The following is a 17,786-nucleotide window of genomic DNA, read 5'->3' as shown; positions in this document are numbered from 1 at the left end:
TTAGCGTACCTCTATACTCGGATTCATACCTCGAGTGGCTTGTAAACAGAAATTACGCGGCGTTAACTGATAATCACAAAAAGCAAACAGCTGCACCTGATAGCCTTGCTCTTGCAGAAATACGGCACGATCTAACACCAAATATAACTCTAGTGGTCGTCGAAAGAGATGCCTTACTGCATCAAGACGCTGCAGCAGCATATAGCGCTCGGCACCCATAGTTAAAAAGGGCGCTAAATCGGGCAGCTCAGGCAGTTCCAGTTGTTGTAAAGCAGCAGCATGAGCAACAAAATCCGCAAAGTGACCGCTAAACCAATGCTTAGCTAATGAGGGGAGTGGCTGGTATTGGCTAATACCTGTGAGTTTTTGTCGCAACATGTCATAAGCTAGACGCCAGGTCACTTCGGTTTGCCGTAAGCGAGCGATCCGCTCACCTGCAGTAACCTGGCCTTGCACTGCCATTTTTAAATCCTGCCGGCTTAATGTTAACCCTGTTCTCTGTGCTAACAAGGATAACGGCTGATATTGTTCATGTGGGATCAAATGATAGCAGCAAGGCACCAACTGCAGTGCCGCAGTGCCAACTTGCGTTGCCACCTCTAACAAACGCAGGTGTAACTGACCGCAGGCATGCAGAGCCAATACCTGCTGCTCTGCCTTTACCTGTTTTGCTGCATCAGCGCTGAACACATCGACTTGCACAAACTGCTGTGCCAACTGAAAGCGCTCAGCAAGCTGTTGGCCTTCTTCACACAAAGCTTGCTGCCACTCGATGCTGGTAACCTGACAGCCGCTGGCCGCAGTGTGTAAGCGTCCTAAATGGCCTTTACCTGCACACCATTCTAAAACGGGTAAATTACTCTGGGGCACAAAATGACAAAACTGCTGAATTTGCTCAAGCTTACGGCCATTGATGCCATTGGTTAACCAAAAAGGCCAGAGGTTATCATTGCCAACCTGGCTACTGGCATGCCAAAACAGCGGCAGTTGTATAAGTTCCGGGAAAAACTGGCCAAACTGCTGTAATTGCTGCTGCGGTGATTGATCCAGCGCCGCTAAATCGCTGGCTGAAAGACTTTGCAATAGCGTCGCCAATTCGGTTTGCCAGGGCAAAGCCTGGCAGTTCATCGGCGAGAACTGCCAATAAGCGCGGTAACGTTTAAGCAAGCCGCCCACTTGTGCCAGCAAGTCAGATACCGCGGCAGCAGTGAGGTAGTTGCCACTCGTGGCTGTTGTTAACATCCGACTATTTCTAGTACAACAGAGCGTACAGTCTACGCCGATATTGACTAGCTAATGCATCACCTTTAGGCAGTGCCGCTAAAATGTCCAGGTACAGTTTTTTGCTCTGACCAAAATTGAGATCTTGTTGCAAAATTTGTAGTAACAACGCCAGCGCCTCTTCAGACCGCAATACCGCCTGATATTGCACCGCAAGTTGCTCCTTTAACTGCATATCGTCTGGCGTAGCGGCAAGCTTGGCCTCTAACGCCTGAATTTCTGGGGTATTGCTGGCTTGTTGGGCTAACTCTAGCTTAGCCATTACCGATTTGAACAGGGCGTCTTGGTCTGCCAATTTAACTTCTGCTAATAGTTTCTCCGCTTGGGTAAGTTGTCCTAAAGCAATAGCGGTATCGGCCAACCAAAGTTTAACGTCTACCCGCTCTGGCGCTAGTGTTAAAGCTTGTGCTAACAAAGGATAAGCCTCTGCTGCCTGTCCTGCTGCCAGTAATTGCTGCGCTTTATTGATTAACTCATCTTCTGGCTTGGGTAAATAAGCACTTAACCGCTGCAGAATTTGTTGCTCACTCTCTGCGCCAGCAAAGCCGTCTATAGGTTGACCATCTTTAATGAACATGACCGTCGGTAAGGATTGCACCCCAAACTGCATTGCTAAATCTTGTTCTTTATCGCAATTCACTTTTGCAAGGCAAAGCTGCTGTGGATACTGCTGCACAATTTTTTCCAGCACTGCAGATAACTGCTGACAAGCGGCACTGCGCGCCGACCAGAACTGAAACAGCACCAGTTGCTGGGTGGAGCGTTCTAATACTTCCCGCGCATTCATCAAAGTAACATCAACAATAGGATTGAACATAACTAAAGAGTTCCAATAAGGGTTTTCAATATCATCTACTATGGTGGCGCTAACCACATTTATAAAGCGGTGCAGACGGCTAAAATCCTTAAAAAGGCATCGACATTCAGCAGCAGTTACCGTAAATTAAGCTAGCGCACTAAAAAAAGCCATTTAGAGCAATATACCAAAACATAGCGCCCGGAAAGTTGGTTTTACCATCTTCTGCAGACCACAGTCCACGTAGCATACCAAGCAGCCTAAACCGGCCGCTTGCAGTTTTTTTGCGGGTATTTATACCGGCAAAGCAGCTTTTAGCCTAGCAAACGATGAGACCACACTATGACAAGCCAATCCAAACAAGCCGAGATGTTATCGGGCGCTGCGATGATTATCCGCGCGCTGGCCGATGAAGGGGTTGAATACCTTTACGGCTATCCCGGTGGCGCGGTATTGCACATTTACGATGCCCTGTTTCAACAAACCAAAGTAAAACACGTACTGGTTCGCCACGAGCAAGCGGCAACCCATATGGCCGATGCTTATGCCCGTGCTACCGGTAAAGCCGGCGTGGTGCTCGTTACCTCTGGCCCTGGGGCAACTAATGCCGTTACCGGTATTGCCACTGCCTATATGGACTCTATCCCAATGGTCGTGCTGACCGGCCAGGTGATGAGCCATTTAATTGGTGAAGATGCCTTTCAGGAAACCGATATGCTGGGTATTTCCCGCCCTATCGTTAAACACAATATGTCGGTACGGCGGCCTGAAGATATCCCTTACCTGATTAAAAAAGCCTTTTATATCGCACAAAGTGGCAGACCCGGCCCGGTGGTGTTAGATATTCCAAAAGATATGACGATACCGAGCCAAAAGTTCCCTTACCATTATCCGGATGACGTGAAGTTACGCTCTTATCAGCCGAAATTAAAAGGCCATAGCGGTCAAATTAAAAAGGCAGTAACGGCATTGTTAGCCGCAAAAAAACCGATTTTATATGCCGGTGGTGGTGTTATTATGGGCGGCGCCTCAGAGGAGCTTACCGAGTTAGCGCGATATCTGAATTTACCTGTCACTAATACCCTTATGGGTTTAGGGGCTTATCCGGGTGGCGATAAACAATTTATCGGTATGTTAGGTATGCACGGTAGTTACGAAGCCAACCAAACCATGCATGGTGCTGACCTCATTTTAGCCGTAGGCGCACGCTTTGATGACAGGGTCACCAACAACACCAAAAAGTTCTGCCCGGATGCGACCATTATCCATATTGATATTGATCCGGCCAGTATCTCCAAAACCATTAATGCCCATATCCCTATTGTTGGCTTGGTGAAACCGGTATTAACCGAAATGCTGGACATTCTTAAACAGAAGAAGAAAAAACTGGATGCCGCAGCCCTGGAAAAATGGTGGCAACAGATTAACGAATGGCGCCAGGTGCATGGTGGCCGGTATGATACCGAAACACCGTTATTAAAGCCCCAGTACGTGATTGAGCAGGTAAGTAAGATCACCAAAGGCGACGCCTTTGTCTGTAGCGATGTGGGTCAACACCAGATGTTTGCCGCACAATACTATTCCTTTAATAAACCGAACCGCTGGATTAACTCTGGCGGCCTTGGCACCATGGGTTTTGGTTTACCTGCGGCCATGGGCGTTAAACTGAATTTCCCGGATGCCGATGTTGTCTGTGTCACGGGTGAAGGCTCTATTCAAATGAATATTCAGGAGTTGTCGACCTGCAAACAGTACGGCCTTGGCGTAAAAATCATTAACCTGAACAATGGTTATCTTGGCATGGTAAAACAATGGCAAGATATGAACTATGAATCGCGCTATGCCAGCTCTTATATGGACTCATTGCCAGACTTTATTAAACTGGCCGAAGCCTATGGTCATGTCGGTATTCGGGTTACCAAACCAGAAGAATTGCAACCTGCGTTAGAGCGCGCCTTTGTTGAGCATAAAGACCAATTGGTGTTTTTGGATATCCATATTGATCCGAAAGAGCACGTTTACCCGATGCAAATTCCGGGCGGCGCCATTAATGAAATGTTCTTAAGCAAAACAGAGAGGACCTAAAGATGCGACATATTATTTCTGTTTTGTTAGAAAACGAATCTGGCGCTTTGGCGCGTTTAGTGGGGTTATTCGCCCAGCGTGGCTATAACATAGATTCCTTAACAGTCGCGCCAACGGAAGATGCCACCTTGTCACGGCTCACCTTAGTTACCCATGGCAATGATCAGGTCATCGAACAAATCACCAAGCAGTTACATAAACTGATTGAAGTGGTAAAACTGACCGATTTAAGCGAATCGGCGCATATTGAGCGCGAGTTGATGCTGGTTAAGGTAAAAGCGGTTGGTGAGCAACGCGATGAAATCAAACGCTGTGCCGATATCTTTCGCGGCCAGATTGTCGATGTTTCAGCCACAACTTACACAGTGCAATTAGTTGGCACCAGCGATAAGTTGGATGCGTTTATTCAGGCGCTTACCGGCACGCCTATTTTGGAAGTCGTGCGCAGTGGTGTTTCGGGAATTTCCCGTGGCGATAAAACCCTGACGATGTAACGAATAGATTCTCACGGCGACTTAGGTCGCCGTTTTCTTTGCTTGATGCCGACCATAAACCCATTGAAAGAGTGGCGATGCCATCAAGGTAGTGACAATGGCCATTACCACCATAATCGAAAACAACCCTTGTTCAATCACGCCATAATTCAGTGCAATATTGATGATTATTAGCTCCATTAACCCGCGGGCATTCATTAAAGCGCCTACCGCCAGCGCAGTAGGATTGTCTGCACCATTCCAGCGAGCAGCAGCCCAACAGGCAACAAACTTGGCAAAAATAGAGCAAAATAATATCACTAGGGTGATAACCAGTAGATTAGTAGAACCTAACACATCCAGCCGGGTATTAAGCCCGGAGTAGGTAAAAAACATCGGGAGCAACAACAGAATAGTAATGCGCTCCAGCCGTTGTCGTAACAGCTCTGCTAATAATCCCCGTGGTATAGCAATACCTAATAGAAAGCCTCCAAAAACCGCATGCAGGCCTACCCAGTCCATACTCCAGGCCGATAACGCAAACAGCAGCATGATGATCATAAAAGGCCGTATGCCTAAACGCTGCTGGCGCGCTACCTGATTGGCCAACGGCTGCAACCAATGCCGCATTTTGGTAAGCATCAATATCGCATACAAGGCTCCGCCCATCAGCGCAGTAGCCAATAGCGAAACGCCACCACCAAAGCTCGCCAGTACTACTGCTAATACTAGCCAGGCTGCTGCATCATCAATAGCCCCTGCTGCCAGGGCCATGGTGCCAAGGGGGGTCCCCGCTAAGCCTCGCTCATAAATAATTCGGGCCAACATGGGAAAGGCGGTAATTGCAATGGCAGCCCCCAAAAATAATGCTGCGTTGAAGTAGCTAATCCCCTGGGTAAAAAGCCCTGGTTGTTCAATTAACCAAATACATAGGAATGCCGCCACAATAAAAGGCACTAACATACCGGCCAGTGATACCGATATCGCACTGCGGGCATGTTCTTTAAATAAGCGGGTATTAAACTCTAACCCCACTAAAAACATATAAAGGCCAACGCCAAGCTGCGCACCAAAATAAAGCCAGCTGCGGGTTTCACTGACAAAGATGCTTTGCTGTAATTCTGGTAAAAACCAGCCGAACAACGATGGACCTAAAGCGACCCCCGCGATCATCTCGCCGACCACCTTGGGTTGCCCAAGGTGCCGCGCCAAACGGCCAAACAACTGGGCAGCGCATAAGATACATGCCAATTGTAGTAAAAATAATAACACTAGTTGCCAAAGCGCCACAGCAGGCTCCCGAGAGAAATGATTAGCGGAGCAATCCCAGATACCAAGCCAAAAATACCAGCGCGAAACTTATCAGATAACTTAACCCCAACCAACTTAGGAATGTTAAGCCTTTTGACAATTTCGGCATCGCTTTACCGCGCATCAAGCTAAAGTTTAGCCAGGCAAACACGGGCGTCGTTAAAAAAGCCAGCGTCATGGCAAAGGTTAGCATGGGGCCTATAGCTGAGCGGAAAAACAAGATCACCGCCATACCACTCAACGCCTGCAGCACCAGCCAGCTATTTAAGCTAAACCTGTTATCAGCAGAATACCAGCCTAGTAAACGACCCGACTCATTCAAAGATCGGGCATAACCGTCTAATACCGTAATGGTGGTACCAAACATACATAAAAACGCAATCAGCGATACTAAAGGTTTGGCCCAGTCGCCAATGGTGCTGCCATACATCTGCACCAACTGCTGGGCAAAGGCAGCGCCAGCCAGCGCAATTGGCTGCTCACTACCGTATTGCACCAGTGCGCCTAAGGATACAAAAACCAGAGCCAGCGCGGCGGTAACCCAGTAACCTAAATTGAAGTCAAACAAACCTTGCTGCCGCGTTATAGGTTGCCGACGTTGTTTGGCTTTTAGCCAAAGTGAGCTAATAGCAGAAATTTCGATAGGCGCTGGCATCCAGCCCATTAACGCAACCAAAAATCCCAGCATCACCAATTGCCAGGGCGATTGCCCAACAAAATCGGCCGGAACCATAGCCCCGCGCTGCGCCGCAATTATGGCGGCGGCAACGGTCGTTACCGTCAGTAACAACATAATAATTTTTGCGACCTTATCCAGCGCCTGATAATGCCCTAGCAACAAAATCAGCAGGCAAACAGCCAAAATTACCCAGCATAATACCGTTATCGATAAACTCCAGGGCAAAGCATGTTGCAGTAAGGCCGCAGTTAAAATCAGTACCCCGGCGGTATTAACCACCGCAGCGACAACATTGAGCACCACAAAACAGAAAAAATAGCCTTTACCTTTTCGCTGATATCCTTCTATCAGCGATTCGTTTTGATCTAAGGTGTACTGCACACCAAAGCGGAAAAACGGATATTTTAAAATATTGACCAGTAAAATTAGCCATAATAATTGCCAGCCAAATAAGGCGCCGGCCTGGGTAGAAGCCACCAAATGCGAACCACCAATAGCAGCGGTTGCCATTAAAACCCCCGGACCCAATGCCTGCATCCGGCCACGCCAACCTGTTAAAACTTGTTGCATAAGCCATCTTGTTTGTTGTTATTTCCTGCGCGCTAGCTTAGCCTAAGCAACTTACGAATGCATCCCTAGGGCGTGCCCTAAAGCAGCTGATTTCGCAATCAACCAAGGCTATTACCATGCAAGAACACGAACTTACCGACCAGGAAACCTTAATAGAAGTGCTGGAGAACCAGCTTGCTGACAATTATCCCAAAGAAGTTACCGCCACGCTTATGCGACTGCGGATGACCGGGCATAGCCGTGAGGCCGCTTTAGAATTGATGGCTTGTGCTTTGGCACCAGAGATGTTTGCCGTAGTTGAGCAGCAGCAAAGTTTTAACCTGGAGCGCTATGTCGCACATTTAGCTCTGCTGCCAGAAACGCCCTGGTTGGATGAAGGGTTATGAACGACCTAGTGATAGAACATCAGGCTGAGCAACAGCGGTTTGTGTTAAGTGTAGGCAGCGCTACCGCGCTGCTGGAATACCAGCTAACTGGCCAACATATCGACTTTTATCATACTTATGTGCCACCCGAGTTTCGTGGCAAAGGCTTAGCAGAACAATTGGTCAAGCATGCTCTAAATTGGGCCAAGGCCGCTGGCTATCAGCCTAGCGCTTCTTGTTCATATGTAAAACGTTTTATCTAACCCCAGCGTGACCAACCGCTGGGGTTTAAAGAAGGCTGGCGGAAATACCAGCACTTCACTAAGGGTATTACAGCGTAAGCTCTATAATAGGTAAGTTCAGCTTTGCCAGCTCAGGCTTTAACTTGTCGGCTTCGCCAACCACCACAATGACCATCTCAGCTGGCGACAAATATTGACTAGCCAGCGCATTTAATTGCTCGAGTGACGTTTGCTGCAGTATTTGATTGCGCTCACGGGTAAATTCCGGCCCAACATTAAACTCCAACATCTGCGCCATAAAGCCCAATTTAGCATTAGGCGTTTCATAGCGCAGTGCTTCAGACTGGTTTACCGCGCTGCGCATAAAGCTTAACTCATCTGCTGTCATACCTGCTTGCTGGTAATTGTTAAGTTCTTTTAAAAACTCCTCGATAGACTCCCGTGTTACATCAGCACGAACGGCGGCACTGGCAGTAAAAATTCCCACATGTTGATCACCACCGAAACCGGTACGAGCGCCATAGGTATAACCTTTATCTTCGCGTAAGTTCAGGTTAATACGGCTATTAAAATTACCGCCAAGCGTAAAGTTCATTAAGCCTGCCCGGTAAAAATCGCCCGTTAGATCACGGGGTATCGCCCGGCGTACAATACGAATTTCTGACTGCGGAGATTGATCTTTATGCACCAGATAAATGGCTCCGGCCTGTACTTTAGGTGCCGGTAAATCCAGTTGCAGCTCAGGCGCCTTTCCTTGCCACTGCGGTGCTAATTGCGCTAATAGCGGCTGTAATTGCTGCTGTGGTAAATCAGATACCGCAACCAGCTGCGCACCTTCCGGTTTCACATAGGCATGATAGAAGGCTTGTACCTGCTCCAGCGTCATGGCTTGCAGGCTCTGTTCCGTGCCAATACCCGGTTGTCCGGCAACCGTATCGCCAAACATCAGCTTGCGTACTGCCTGGTCGGCTAAAAAGCCGGCATTTTTTTGTGCTTGTGCCAAAGATTGCAAACGTTGTTGTTTCAGGCGATTAAAGTCTTCTTCTTTAAAAGCGGGCCTTAGCAGCTTTTCTTGCACTAACTCTAAGGTTTGCGGCAAGTTACGGCTTAAACTGCTGATAAAAACATTGAGTTCATTGTCTGATGCACTAAAAGATACCGAACTACCCAATAGCTCCAGCGCCATACTCATTTGCTCAGTACTGTAGTTTTCCGTACTTTCATTCAATAACGAGGCCATCATGGCCGCCATGCCGACTTGTTCAACGGAGTTATGGAAGCTGCCCGCCGGTACTCTTAGCAAGATCGCCGTAGTGGGTGTTTCATCACTAATCGAGGCTAAAACCTGGATGCCGTTTGTCAGCTGCGTAGTCCAGGTATCAGGTAATAAAATAGCTGGATTCGCACCAGCAGCAGGTACCACTTTACGATCAAAGGTTTGCGCGGCATAACGCATAGGTAAAGGTTCAGACTCTGTCGCTGTGGCAGGATCAAACTGTTGCGGTGTAAAATTATCTGCTGCAGCAATTAACTCGCGTTTACCACGTGGCACTACGCTGCTAATCACGGCAGCTTTGTTCAGCACGTACTGTTGATAAACGCGCATCACATCTTCTGCCGTAACCGCATCAAACGCCGCTAACACGGTGGCTATACGATCGGGCTCACCAAAAAAGATTTCATTATACGCCAGCTGACTGACTTTACCGGCAACACTTTGTAAACCAAAGACACTCCGCGCTTCTATCCTGGCTTTGGCGCGGGCTAAATCTTCTGGCTTAACACCTCGCTCAGCAACCTGCTGCAAATTCTGCCGCAATAATTGCTCGATCTCGGCCAGATTTTTACCAGAGGCCGGATGCGGTAAGGCGCTCATACTAAAAGTACAGGCTAACTCCATGCAGCGATGACCGGCAGAGGCATTTACGGCAATTTGTGGCCGCACCAGGCTTTGGTACAGCAAGGAATTATTACCGTTACCTAAAATATCCGCCAAAATATTTAACGCAGGCTCATCTGGATGGCCGGCATAAACGGTTGGGAAAGTCATACTGACCAGCGGTAAATGTACATTGTCTTCCATTGAGACATAGCGATCGGCGGTAAGCTGCGCCGGTGCCTTAGCCATTTTTTCAACCTCTGGCCCTGCCGGAATAGTGCCAAAGTACTTTTGTACCATAGGCAGTATGTCCTCGGCTTTCACTGCACCACCAATAGTTAAGGTTGCATTATTAGGGCCATACCAGCGCAAAAAGAACTGCTTTAAGTCAGGCATAGTGGCGCGGTTTAGATCATCCATATGACCAATTACCGGCCAGGAGTAAGGGTGGCCATAAGGGTATAACGCTTGAGCCAGTTGCTCCCAGTAACGACCATAGGGCTGGTTATCAACCCGCTGTCCCCGCTCGTTTTTAACGGTAGATAACTGAATATCAAACTTTTCCTGGGTGACCGAGTCCAGAAAGTAGCCCATCCGGTCCGATTCTAACCACAGCATCTTCTCTAACTGATTAACTGGCACGGTTTGGAAGTAATTAGTGCGATCACTGTTGGTGGTGCCGTTTAAAGTACCACCGGCCTCGGTAACATATTTAAAATGCATCTCTGGACCAACATTATCTGAGCCCTGGAACATCATATGCTCAAAAAAATGCGCGAAACCTGATTTGCCTAATTCTTCACGGGCAGAGCCGACATGATAAGTCACATCGACATGCACTAAGGGATCAGAATGATCTTCGTGAATAATTACTGTTAGGCCATTGTCAAGTTGGTATTTTTTATATGGCAGACTAATTTCACTATCTTGTTGCGATTTGGTAGTGACCAGCTTTACACCCGCTGGCAAATTTGTTTGTGGTTGGCTAGTACAACCGGCGACGCCAAGCGCTACCAGTAATGCCAAAGAGAGGGCAGAATATTTCAAAACAAGCTCCTGAACTAAACAATTAACCTTAGGATTAAAACAGCTAGCACTATTAATGAAAACCTTACAGATGTAACAAAATATATCAAAATTAGTTGCTACGACCAAAGCCGCATAGCACTAAGTTATTGGCTAAAATAGACTTAATTTACAATTTAGTAGGAGACCTGTTATGTTTAATGCCTTAGTCATCGATAAAACACCAGATTATCACGCCAGTTTGCAACGGCTTGACAATAGCCAGCTGCCCGACGGCGAAGTGTTGGTGCAAGTAGCCTATTCAACCCTAAATTATAAAGATGCTCTGGCGATTACGGGTAAGGCACCCGTGGTACGCGAATTTCCATTAGTGCCCGGTATTGATTTGGCAGGTACCGTATTACGAAGTAAAAACCCTGCCTTCAAAGCTGGAGATCAGGTGTTACTCAATGGCTGGGGAGTCGGTGAAAAATATTGGGGGGGTCTGGCACAGCGCGCTGCTGTTCCAGCTTGCTGGTTACAACCTATTCCAGCACCACTTAACGCCAGGCAGGCAATGATTATTGGCACCGCAGGCTACACAGCTATGCTTTGTATCAGGGCCTTATTAAATCATCAGCTGACGCCAGCCTCCGGCCCAGTATTGGTCACCGGAGCCACTGGCGGTGTTGGCAGTTTTGCTGTGTTGTTATTAGCCCGCTTGGGCTTTCAGGTAACCGCTGCTACCGGCAAAGCCAGTGCTGCAGAGTATTTAATGCAGCTTGGTGCTAGCGAGATTATCAGCCGAGATAGCTTATCTGCACCAGGTAAACCCTTGGCAAAAGAACAATGGGCGGCTGTTGTCGACTCGGTTGGTAGCCACACATTGGCCAATGCCTGTGCGCAAACCCGCTATGGTGGTGTCGTTGCAGCCTGTGGCCTGGCGCAAGGTATGGATTTTCCCGCTTCGGTCGCGCCCTTTATTTTACGTGGCATAACACTCTGCGGTATTGATAGTGTTATGCAACCCATGCCTGCACGTATTGCGGCCTGGCAGCAATTAGCTGAGTTATTGCAAGAGCAAGACTTTGCTCAGCTTAGCCAGGAAATTGCGTTAGCCGATACTATTGCGCAGGCTCAAGCGCTATTGGCTGGCAAGGTTCAAGGGCGGTTGCTGGTCAATCTACACTCGGAATAACCTCACCTAACGACAGGTCTCCAGTTGCTGCAACTGAATTAGCAACTGCTGAGCCTGCTCGCGTAATGTTTGCAACTGTTCGTCAGGCCACGCTACCTGACAACGCAAAGCAGGCATCACGCCTGCTACTGGTACTTCCAGCGCTTTACCTGTTGCAGTTAATAGCACATTTTTTACCCGTTCATCACTAGCATCACTCACCCGCTGTAGCCAGCCTTTTTGTTCTAGTTTTTTCACCAAGGGGGTTAGCGTGCCAGAGTCAAACAAGGTCGTAGTACCAAGTTGGCCCAAGCTAATATTATCTTGCTGCCACAATGCCAACATGACTACGTATTGCGGATAGGTCAGGTCAAATGGCTGCAACAAAGGCCGATACAAACGCATCATGGCATTATTAGCGCTGTAAAGCGCAAAACAAACCTGTTGCGGCAAGGGTAAAGTTTTGGCGGTCATTAAACAGTATTCCTAAGCAGTAGAGAGATAAGTAACCAATACATTATAGCGGAAGCCTGCATCTGACGCACAACAATATTTCACACAATAATATTGCGCGCAAGATTAATTAGGTGTAGGATGTGCTGGAACTTAACGTTAATCGAAAAGAGGTAGCAAGATGGATATTATGTATAAAGCCGTAGTAACAGCAACCGGTGGCCGTGATGGTCAGGCAACGTCAGACGACGGTTTACTACAAACTAAACTGGCAGCGCCAGCGGCTCTGGGTGGCAAGGGCGATGCAACTAATCCTGAGCAATTATTTGCCGCAGGCTATGCTGCTTGTTTTATTGGTGCTTTAAAATTTGTTGCTGGCCAGAGCAAGCAAAGCCTGCCTGCAGATAGTGCTATTCGGGCAGAAGTGGGTATTGGCAAAATCGAGGGAGGTTTTGGACTGGATGTGGACCTGTTCGTTAGTTTGCCAGGTTTAGCTCAAGCAGCTGCTGAACAACTGGTTGCTGCCGCTCACCAGGTTTGTCCTTACTCCAATGCAACTCGCGGCAACATTGAAGTACGCTTACATACCAGCGTGTAACGGCCTATTACTCCGCAAATTAATAGCACAGCCATGGCCAACTAAGGTTACGGCTGTGCTATTACTAAAACCACTCAGGGTTTAAAAATGGGATTAAAGCCAGCGTTAAGGCCTGCTGATATACCCCACTGCGGCTAAGCCTTTTATGCGTTAACAAGCCAATAGCACCACCGGCTTGTTTAATATTCTGAGTTCCAAATAACTCGTCCATCACATCCCCCAGCTCTTGCCCTTGTTCCAGAGCCAACAACGCTGCTTTGGGCAGCATTAAACTGGCTGAGCGAGCCTTACCTAGTTTGCCGTTGTGCTCAATAAGCATCCAGGCAAAGGTCATTTCGCCATCTAAACCGGCTTCAATGGCGACATAGAAATCAGCCTTAGCTTGCTGTTTTAATGCCATTAACCGATTTTTTGCGCCAGCATAGGTTTCTTCACTACTGAGCGGCTGATCGGCCACACCAGAGGGGACACTGAGCCCACTTACTGTAATCGCCTGTGCTGGAAAATTAACCGCAAAGCATTGCTCTACTGCGCGGATTTTCGCAGGGTTAGCTGAGGCAACCAGAATTTGCCAACTCATGATTTAACCTTTCGACTTGGAATTTGCTAAAGTAATCTATCATAACACCATGCATAGCAGCATTGTTGGCTATTAATGCGCTTAGGCACAGCACCAGACTCGCGATAACTGAGGTAATAACCTTGCTGAAATATGTACTACCCTTCTGCTTGTTGCTTGGTTACAGCGCACTATCCGATGCCTGCGAGTTAAGCATGCAGGCGCAACACTTTCCACCTCGTTTTATTAAAGCCGCTGACAATAGCTGGACTGGCTATAATATAGAGCTTTTCCAAGCACTGGCAAAAGAGCTGGGCTGCAGTAGTCAGTTCTTGGAAACTCCGTGGGGGCGTTCTATGCAGTTGCTAGCCAGCGGCGAGTTAGATGCCATGAGCAATGTGTCTTATAATGAGCAGCGAGCCCAGTTTGCCTATTTTATTGGCCCACACCAACAAGAGCGGGTAAAGCTGGTAACTAACCTTCAACCTGCGCCGTCCAAAGCCTCATTAACCGATTTAATGAATAGCCAACATCTGATTGCTGCGATGCAAGGCATTTATTATGGTGCAGATTTTGAGCAAGCACTGGAAACACAACCCGCGTTCCGGCAACGCTTAATCTTTGTTACCCTAAATCAACAAAAACTTGCGCTATTTTTAAGTGGCAGAGTGCAATATATGTTGGAAGATCAGATTAATCTGCAACAACTTTACCTGAGTGATACTTTGGATCAACAGCAGCATCCAGCACTATTCACCCTTTATGAAAACCCGGTATTTTTTGCGTTTAGCAAACAGCGATTTAACCATCTTGGTCAGAAAACACTCGAAGATGCCTGGCAGCAACTTCTTGCCAAAGGAATTCAGCAAGAGTTACAGCAGAAATATTTTGCAGCCACGCCCACTGGCGAAAATTAACGATAGCAATTTTTGCGGAAAGTCTGCTAGCAGGCGATGGCCAAAACAAGCAGACTTTAGCGGTGCATCAACACAAACTACATAAATTGCTTTTTCATTTCAGCAGCGGGTTTGTAGTTTTGCGCTATGGCTTGTTCTAAAAACTGCATTCCTCTTTCCCGCTCACCTTCCAGAATTAAACGGCTACCTGCCCAAGCTAAAACTTCCGCATCTTGTTGTGCCAACAGATAGTCTTCCCACTGTCGATCATAGGCAGCCATAATACGCTGAGCATGCACATTGCCGTTTTTAGCCGACTGCTCCCACCAATATAAACCAGACATGGTTCGTGATGCTTCTACAGCAGGCGTGACACTCACGCCGCGATTTTGCAGATCACTGCGGCGATGCAAACGGTAAACGTCTGTTTCAATTTTACCTGTTAACGTTAAACCGACTAAGCTGGTCACTTCACTGCGCGCTTCAAACTCTGTTTTTAACTCTTCAGTAATAACGCCATCTGGATTAACTCGAACTTCGGCAAAGCCCCAGAAGCCATCAAAAGCGGGCTTGGGGTCGGCACGCTTTTTAAAGATGGAAAAGTCGGCTGCTGCAGTTAGCGGCAACTCAGGGTTATAGCGGAAACCATTACCACTTTGAATATCAACCAGTGAGAGCAGCATGCCCAGCGCTAGCTGATGCTGCGGTGAACCGGCGATAGCATAGGTCCATAAATTATGTTCCGCCACAGTTTGTTCCACTGCTGCGATGTTAACGCCGACTCCCAAGGAATAATCTAAGCGGACTGTCATTAAATGTTTTTGCCCGCTAGGTTCATAGCGCCATCTTTTAATAGCACGAATAGAGGATTTTTCAAATACACGCTGTGGATAAGCATCTATAGTATCAACAGCCGTTACCTTGCCTTGTTCATCCACTAAATAACGCAATTTTACGTAACCAAACTGACCACTTCTGGCAGCTTCTGCAGGATAGTCAGGATTTACCCGTCTGATAGGTTGTGGCAGGCTATCATTTCTTGGTTTATCAAGATCTGTGGCCACAATCACCACACCTTGTTTTAGCTGTTCAAAACGCTGATGAGCCTGCTCCACTTGCTGCTCAGAGGCATTCTGTAACAGCTTTTGCAGTAAGTCGTTCGCCTGAGTATGTTTAAGATCAGCTGCTAACATAAAGTAGGCGAGTGCCTCGGTCAGGTTAGGGGCTTGCCCCTCTCCCTGATAGGCCATGGCCCCCAGATTAAAAGCGGCGAGTTCGTTACCTAACGGGAGTAGCGCGGAGAATTGCTGCTGCGCTTGTGCAAAGTCTTTGTTCTCGTATGCTTTGAGCGCATCTAACATATCGGCATGAGCAAAACCGCAGGTAAATAAGGCGGCGATAAACCATTTTTTCATATCAACATCCTTTTAACGAAGTGGTTTATACTTTAACGAATAACAGATTATTTTCAACCTTTAAGGTTTATTTTTACTATATTGGCATCTTGTCTGGGCTAAAAACAACAAGGGCGTAATCTTTCGAAGTACGCCCTTTACGGTTGTAGGAACCTTTGCCCTTTTTCGCTTTCACCACCCTGGGTTGAAACAACTTGCTGGTGACTAGCGCTTTTAATGCATTGTCGCGAATTTCCCCGCGGCCATGCTCGGTTGCCGCTTGTTTACTCATCTATCTTCTCCTGTCTAAAAAACCTGCGAAGTCTACCTATTAGCTTAGTCAGTCGCAAGTCGTATTAGTTCCGTCACGTCTTGATACCTGCATACAATAAGGCAGTCCGGCACGGCGTATCGAGCCGGCTGCTTATATACACCCTAGCCCGCGGTTAAAAACGTTTGATAACTGCGGTTATTACTCACTTGCTGATACTGATAGCCTAACTTATCCAGATACGCTGCGATATCGTTATGGCTAGCTACTTCAAACCCCGCCAGCACATCGCCGGTGGCTGCGCCATGGTTACGATAATGAAACAGCGTAATATTCCAATGCTCGCCCAGGGTATTTAGAAAATTCATCAAGGCTCCAGGGTACTCCGGAAAGTTAAACTGATATACCTGCTCTTGTAACTCACGCGGCGGCATGCCGCCTACCATATGTCGCACATGCAGTTTTGCGAGTTCGTCATCAGATAAATCTTGATAATCATAACCAGCGTCACGTAATAGCTTGGTGACTGTATCTAGCTCTTGCTGGCCATGACGCAGTTTAATGCCAACAAAAATATGCGCTTTACGATCACTGGCATAACGGTAGTTAAATTCAGTAATAGCCCGGCCACCCAATGTCTGACAAAAACGGCGGAAACTGCCTTTCTCCTCTGGTATGGTAACGGCAAAAACCGCTTCTTTTTTCTCACCCAGCTCACAGCGCTCCGACACATAGCGAAGGGTATCAAAGTTTAAATTGGCACCACTTAACACCGCCGCATAACGCTGCGGTTTTGGTAGCGTGCTGTTATTCAGCCGCTGGCTATATTTTTTTAAGCCTGCCAAGGCCAGCGCACCGGCCGGCTCGGCTACGGCACGTAAATCATCAAAAATATCTTTGATGGCAGCACAGATTTCATCACTGCTAACAGTAACCACTTCATCGCAAAAGCGTTTAGCTAAATTAAAATTTTCGGTGCCAATCCGCTTTACGGCAACGCCATCGGCAAACAGCCCCACGCGTTCCAGCGTTACCGGCTCACCCGCTGCCAGTGCAGCTTTTAAACAGGCGGCATCTTCCGGCTCTACGCCAATCACTTTTACATGCGGTTGAATGGCTTTAATATACACCGCCATACCCGCCATTAAACCACCACCACCTACCGGAATAAACACCGCATCTAACTGATTATGCTGGCTTAATAGCTCCTTGGCTACCGTACCTTGCCCGGCAATTACATCGGCATCATCAAAAGGCGGAATATAAATCGCGCCCTCGGTTTGCGCTTTATTAATAGCAAAGCTGTTCGCTTCGTCAAAAGCCGTGCCATGCAGCACCACATTGCCACCCAGTGCCCTTACTGCCGCCACTTTGATCTCTGGCGTAGTAATTGGCATTACAATAGTCGCTTTTAACCCCAGCTTACTGGCAGACAGTGCCACGCCCTGCGCATGATTACCTGCCGAGGCACACACTACGCTGGCCTCGGGGCTTTGTAGCTTTACTTTATGCAGCTTATGAAAAGCACCGCGCAACTTAAACGAATACACCGGCTGCTTATCTTCGCGCTTTAACAGCACCTGATGCCCCAGCCGCTGGCTTAATTTCAGCATCTCATCCAACGGCGTTTCGACCGCCGCCTGATACACCGGCGACAGCAAGATTTCCCGCAGATACTGCTGCATCACCTCAGTATCGCTTTGTGCTGTTTGTGCTATTGCCAGGTTATTCATTGTTCATCCACTGCCTTTA

Annotated in this window: 17 protein-coding genes; 7 read left to right on the top strand and 10 right to left on the bottom strand. The window is 47.7% G+C overall.

Annotated elements, in window-relative coordinates:
- Positions 1-1,242 carry a methyltransferase gene (locus IE163_RS01305; protein WP_189429326.1) on the bottom strand — a complete coding sequence of 414 codons (1,242 nt, stop codon included), beginning with the start codon at positions 1,240-1,242 and terminating at the stop codon, positions 1-3.
- Positions 1,243-1,252: 10 nt separating this feature from the next.
- Positions 1,253-2,098, bottom strand: coding sequence for a tetratricopeptide repeat protein (locus IE163_RS01300; RefSeq protein WP_189429324.1), 846 nt, complete (start codon positions 2,096-2,098; stop codon positions 1,253-1,255).
- 321 nt (positions 2,099-2,419) lie between these two features.
- Here IE163_RS01300 and IE163_RS01295 point away from each other — a divergent pair, with 321 nt between their 5' ends.
- Positions 2,420-4,162: an acetolactate synthase 3 large subunit gene (locus IE163_RS01295; RefSeq protein ID WP_189429322.1), complete on the top strand. Its 1,743-nt coding sequence runs from the start codon at positions 2,420-2,422 to the stop codon at positions 4,160-4,162.
- Positions 4,163-4,164: 2 nt separating this feature from the next.
- Positions 4,165-4,656 carry an acetolactate synthase small subunit gene (gene ilvN, locus IE163_RS01290; protein ID WP_189429320.1) on the top strand — a complete coding sequence of 164 codons (492 nt, stop codon included), beginning with the start codon at positions 4,165-4,167 and terminating at the stop codon, positions 4,654-4,656.
- 21 nt (positions 4,657-4,677) lie between these two features.
- On the opposite strand, the gene IE163_RS01285 is transcribed toward ilvN, so the two are convergent.
- Positions 4,678-5,925, bottom strand: a complete 1,248-nt coding sequence (locus tag IE163_RS01285; protein WP_189429316.1) for a cation:proton antiporter — start codon at positions 5,923-5,925, stop codon at positions 4,678-4,680.
- A gap of 22 nt (positions 5,926-5,947) precedes the next feature.
- Positions 5,948-7,195: an NRAMP family divalent metal transporter gene (locus tag IE163_RS01280; protein ID WP_189429315.1), complete on the bottom strand. Its 1,248-nt coding sequence runs from the start codon at positions 7,193-7,195 to the stop codon at positions 5,948-5,950.
- A 116-nt stretch (positions 7,196-7,311) separates the two neighbouring features.
- Between IE163_RS01280 and IE163_RS01275 the strand changes: the two genes are divergently transcribed.
- Positions 7,312-7,581 (top strand): hypothetical protein, encoded by a 270-nt coding sequence (locus tag IE163_RS01275; protein ID WP_189429314.1) that lies wholly within the window; start codon positions 7,312-7,314, stop codon positions 7,579-7,581.
- Positions 7,578-7,823 carry a GNAT family N-acetyltransferase gene (locus tag IE163_RS01270; RefSeq protein ID WP_189429313.1) on the top strand — a complete coding sequence of 82 codons (246 nt, stop codon included), beginning with the start codon at positions 7,578-7,580 and terminating at the stop codon, positions 7,821-7,823. Before IE163_RS01275 ends, IE163_RS01270 begins: the two co-directional genes overlap by 4 nt.
- A gap of 67 nt (positions 7,824-7,890) precedes the next feature.
- On the opposite strand, the gene IE163_RS01265 is transcribed toward IE163_RS01270, so the two are convergent.
- Positions 7,891-10,728, bottom strand: a complete 2,838-nt coding sequence (locus IE163_RS01265) for a M16 family metallopeptidase (protein WP_189429312.1) — start codon at positions 10,726-10,728, stop codon at positions 7,891-7,893.
- Positions 10,729-10,900: 172 nt separating this feature from the next.
- Here IE163_RS01265 and acuI point away from each other — a divergent pair, with 172 nt between their 5' ends.
- The gene (acuI, locus tag IE163_RS01260; RefSeq protein WP_189429311.1) at positions 10,901-11,884 is read left to right on the top strand and encodes an acrylyl-CoA reductase (NADPH); all 984 of its coding nucleotides are present in this window, start codon (positions 10,901-10,903) and stop codon (positions 11,882-11,884) included.
- A gap of 6 nt (positions 11,885-11,890) precedes the next feature.
- Here acuI and IE163_RS01255 read toward each other — a convergent pair whose 3' ends face one another.
- Positions 11,891-12,337, bottom strand: a complete 447-nt coding sequence (locus IE163_RS01255) for a MarR family winged helix-turn-helix transcriptional regulator (protein ID WP_189429310.1) — start codon at positions 12,335-12,337, stop codon at positions 11,891-11,893.
- Between the two features lie 160 nt (positions 12,338-12,497).
- Here IE163_RS01255 and IE163_RS01250 point away from each other — a divergent pair, with 160 nt between their 5' ends.
- Positions 12,498-12,914 (top strand): organic hydroperoxide resistance protein, encoded by a 417-nt coding sequence (locus IE163_RS01250; protein WP_189429309.1) that lies wholly within the window; start codon positions 12,498-12,500, stop codon positions 12,912-12,914.
- Positions 12,915-12,978: 64 nt separating this feature from the next.
- On the opposite strand, the gene yjjX is transcribed toward IE163_RS01250, so the two are convergent.
- Complete coding sequence (gene yjjX, locus IE163_RS01245; RefSeq protein WP_189429308.1) at positions 12,979-13,494, bottom strand: inosine/xanthosine triphosphatase; 516 nt, start codon at positions 13,492-13,494, stop codon at positions 12,979-12,981.
- A 122-nt stretch (positions 13,495-13,616) separates the two neighbouring features.
- Between yjjX and IE163_RS01240 the strand changes: the two genes are divergently transcribed.
- Positions 13,617-14,390: a substrate-binding periplasmic protein gene (locus tag IE163_RS01240; protein WP_189429307.1), complete on the top strand. Its 774-nt coding sequence runs from the start codon at positions 13,617-13,619 to the stop codon at positions 14,388-14,390.
- A gap of 77 nt (positions 14,391-14,467) precedes the next feature.
- On the opposite strand, the gene IE163_RS01235 is transcribed toward IE163_RS01240, so the two are convergent.
- From IE163_RS01235 to ilvA, 3 genes are all read right to left on the bottom strand, one after another.
- Entirely contained in the window at positions 14,468-15,784 is a 1,317-nt protein-coding gene (locus IE163_RS01235; RefSeq protein WP_189429306.1) for an energy transducer TonB, read from the bottom strand.
- Between the two features lie 76 nt (positions 15,785-15,860).
- Positions 15,861-16,055, bottom strand: coding sequence for a ribosome alternative rescue factor ArfA (locus IE163_RS01230; protein WP_189429305.1), 195 nt, complete (start codon positions 16,053-16,055; stop codon positions 15,861-15,863).
- Between the two features lie 143 nt (positions 16,056-16,198).
- Positions 16,199-17,767, bottom strand: a complete 1,569-nt coding sequence (gene ilvA / locus IE163_RS01225; protein WP_189429304.1) for a threonine ammonia-lyase, biosynthetic — start codon at positions 17,765-17,767, stop codon at positions 16,199-16,201.
- Positions 17,768-17,786 lie beyond the last annotated feature (19 nt).

The organism is Alishewanella longhuensis, assembly GCF_014653435.1.
Classification (GTDB): Bacteria; Pseudomonadota; Gammaproteobacteria; order Enterobacterales; family Alteromonadaceae; genus Alishewanella; species Alishewanella longhuensis.
This window is presented reverse-complemented; position numbering and strand designations above follow the sequence as displayed.